Source organism: Candidatus Phytoplasma stylosanthis, from assembly GCF_032886435.1.
GTDB classification, from domain to species: domain Bacteria; phylum Bacillota_I; class Bacilli_A; order Acholeplasmatales; family Acholeplasmataceae; genus Phytoplasma; species Phytoplasma stylosanthis.
Window position 1 is genome coordinate 1 of record NZ_JAUZJP010000028.1, and the last position, 2,586, is coordinate 2,586.

Sequence of the window (2,586 nt, forward strand, 5' to 3'; positions counted from 1 at the left end):
AACAATAATGGTAAATTGACGATGAGGATCCAAATAATAATAAAGTAAACTTAACCCTCCTATGATTGTTAATAAAATGACAAAAAAAGTCCATTTCTTTTTTTTACTACCACTATAACTTCTTTTTTTCATTTTTTCTTTTCCTTTCAAATTTCATTTTCATTTGTTAGTTCTTTTTCTTCTAAAGAAAAAGAATCATTCCTTTTTTCCTCTTCTTTTTGAGAAGGATGAGGTTCTTGATGAACATTTAAATTTTGAATCCGCAAAGATAAATCTTTGACCTTTTTTGTTTCTATTGGAACATCTTTTTTTTCTTTTAGTTTTTCTTTTTCTTCATAAAAAGGAGGAAATAAATATTTACGAGCAAACATAATCACAATTAAATTAAAAGCACTTCCTAAAATAAAACCCAATGTAAAATTACTCATTATCCTTCTTCTCCTTGGTAATTTTTTTTCTTGGCTTCTTTTTTTTGTATTATTTCTTTTAATTTTTCTATTTTCTTGTTTAATAGTTCTTCTTTTTGTTTGAAAATAGTTTGTTTTTTTTCTAATTTCCACTGACGAGCGTTAATTTTCCTTTGAACACGTTTATAATAAGCTAATCGTTGACGAGGTATCAAATAACAAATCGGCCAAAGAAGGAGTTGAATTCCTTTTTGAAGGATTTTTTTGACAAACCAAAAAAACAAATTAAACTTCCCTGTTAAGAAAAAATAAATGGAAAGATTGGTCATCATCCAATCTAAACGACGATTTAAAATCTCTCGAACACTAAAACCTTTGAGCCAGTCATAACAAAAAGAAAAAAAATTAAAAAAAGGAACTAAAAACCACCACATCACCCTTTATCTCCTTTTTTTTATTCTTTTAAATGTTCTTTTAATTGTTTCAAAAGAGTTTCTAGTTGATTAATTTTTTGAGATAAAGAAACTTTTTTTGATTTTTTTTGAACCAAAGTCTTTGTTTTTAATTTGTTTTTTAGGGAGGAAGTTTTTTTTGAAACCAGAACTGCTTTAGTTTTTTTTGGTTGAATAACTTCTTTTTTTGTTTTTTTACTTTGAGCAGAATAAGTAAACGCCATTTTTTTTAAACCTCTTTCTTTTTTTAATCTTGATTGTTTTTTTATTTCTCTCTCTGGGAGAAAGATAGAAAGCAGAAGGAGAGTTGTAACGATACTCAACAACTTTCTACCTTTCTCCAAAAGGGAGAAAAAAAGATATTATTTTATTTTTTGATTTTTATAATTTAATCCTTTTTACTTCTCGTTTTAAAGCTTCAGAGGGTCGAAAACGAACCGAAGTATACGCAGGAACTTTCTTTTGACCGTTAATTGTGATTTCTCTTTGTCCTGTTTCTCGATTATAATGATGTTCAAATTTAGGGATTAAGGAAGCTTTGACAGATCTGAGAACAAATCTACCTAATTGTTGGCCTAAACTAACTTCCTTGTTCTTGTGAAGAGCCTTGATTAAAACTTTTTCCAAAACTTTAAAAAATTGATCCGCTTCATGTATACTCACTTGACCTTCTTGGGCAAGAGCTTTTATTAATGCTTCTTTATTCATTTTTTTTTTATTCATTTTTTTTAAAACCTTCTTTCATTATTTTTTTTATTTCTAATTGTTTTAATTTTCTTTTACTCATTTTTTTTCTCCTTTTTTGGTTATTAAGAACTATATTCATGTTTATAATATCTGTCGTGGAATAACCATAATTTATTAATTCTGGTACTGAAAAAAGAGCTTTGATCTTAGCCAAAGAATAACCATCTTCTTGCATTCTTTCCACTGGTCGTTGAAAATGACTATAATATTTTTTTAAATTTTTGTGATCCATGTTTCAAAAAAACCTTCTTTCTTTTTTAATTTTCTTTCTCCTCGATTGGGATATACTTGTTAAATGGTTTATTATCTATCTTGTCTTCGAAAAGATTCGGTTTTTCCATTAATCTTCTGATCAAAGTAACCATTTGTTCAAACCAATCTTGTTGTTGGGCAAACCGTTCATAACTACTTTTTTCTAATTCTTTTATTTCTGCTTCCAACTCTTTTATTCTTTTTTCTAAGAAAAACATAGAAACAAAAGAACTAGTTTCTGTTTGTTCGAACCCTGAGATTGTTGGATTATCTGATTTTTTTGGCGAACCACAAAAGATAAACCACCATAGCGTTGAACCTATTAAAATAGAAAGTATGAATAATAATATTTTGTTCGAAATGTTAAAAATCTTTTGACTTTTCATTTTTTTCCTCTTTCTTTTCAAATAAAGTTTGATAATGAGTTAATAAAGCCTTAAAGGCTAACCCTTCTTTTTTCATCTGCACAATAAAATTTAAATCTAAAGTTATTTTGGCTAAATAATAATCTGTTTCTTGAAAGTAAACTAAAAAACAAGCTAATTTAGCTTCTGAACAATAAAGACCACATTGGATTTGAGCCCAATAATAAGGAGGAACGATTTTTTTTTGGATAAATTCTTGCCAACTATTCCCTTTTTCTAAAGGACATTTAATTTCTAACATGGTTTGGGAAGGAGCGTGATAACCATCTAAAGAAGCAGAAAAAAGATCTTTGATAAAAACAG

General features: G+C 27.6%; 7 protein-coding genes. All 7 read right to left on the minus strand.

All coding sequences use genetic code 11. The features are described from left to right. Window positions 1–146 precede the first annotated feature (146 nt). Window positions 147–428 (minus strand): hypothetical protein, encoded by a 282-nt coding sequence (locus Q8777_RS02480; RefSeq protein WP_318749479.1) that lies wholly within the window; start codon window positions 426–428, stop codon window positions 147–149. Then, on the minus strand, window positions 428–841 hold the full coding sequence (locus Q8777_RS02485) for a hypothetical protein (RefSeq protein ID WP_318749480.1): 414 nt from the start codon (window positions 839–841) through the stop codon (window positions 428–430). Before Q8777_RS02485 ends, Q8777_RS02480 begins: the two co-directional genes overlap by 1 nt. 20 nt (window positions 842–861) lie before the next feature. Beyond that, complete coding sequence (locus tag Q8777_RS02490) at window positions 862–1,185, minus strand: hypothetical protein (protein WP_318749481.1); 324 nt, start codon at window positions 1,183–1,185, stop codon at window positions 862–864. Between the two features lie 55 nt (window positions 1,186–1,240). Next, window positions 1,241–1,582 (minus strand): HU family DNA-binding protein, encoded by a 342-nt coding sequence (locus tag Q8777_RS02495; RefSeq protein ID WP_318749482.1) that lies wholly within the window; start codon window positions 1,580–1,582, stop codon window positions 1,241–1,243. Next, on the minus strand, window positions 1,575–1,838 hold the full coding sequence (locus Q8777_RS02500) for a hypothetical protein (protein WP_318749483.1): 264 nt from the start codon (window positions 1,836–1,838) through the stop codon (window positions 1,575–1,577). The genes Q8777_RS02495 and Q8777_RS02500 overlap by 8 nt, the downstream gene beginning before the upstream one ends. Before the next feature lie 25 nt (window positions 1,839–1,863). Continuing rightward, on the minus strand, window positions 1,864–2,244 hold the full coding sequence (locus Q8777_RS02505) for a hypothetical protein (RefSeq protein WP_318749484.1): 381 nt from the start codon (window positions 2,242–2,244) through the stop codon (window positions 1,864–1,866). Continuing rightward, the coding region (locus Q8777_RS02510) for a YqaJ viral recombinase family protein (protein ID WP_338140413.1) at window positions 2,222–2,586 on the minus strand (365 nt) is incomplete at its 5' end. The genes Q8777_RS02505 and Q8777_RS02510, both read right to left, overlap by 23 nt.

Excerpts from the sequence above, each read along its gene's own strand:
- Q8777_RS02480 (WP_318749479.1), bottom strand. The coding sequence starts at position 428 with ATGAGTAATTTTACATTGGGTTTTATTTTAGGAAGTGCTTTTAATTTA.
- Q8777_RS02500 (WP_318749483.1), bottom strand. The coding sequence starts at position 1,838 with ATGGATCACAAAAATTTAAAAAAATATTATAGTCATTTTCAACGACCA.
- Q8777_RS02485 (WP_318749480.1), bottom strand. The coding sequence starts at position 841 with ATGTGGTGGTTTTTAGTTCCTTTTTTTAATTTTTTTTCTTTTTGTTAT.
- Q8777_RS02495 (WP_318749482.1), bottom strand. The coding sequence starts at position 1,582 with ATGAATAAAAAAAAAATGAATAAAGAAGCATTAATAAAAGCTCTTGCC.
- Q8777_RS02505 (WP_318749484.1), bottom strand. The coding sequence starts at position 2,244 with ATGAAAAGTCAAAAGATTTTTAACATTTCGAACAAAATATTATTATTC.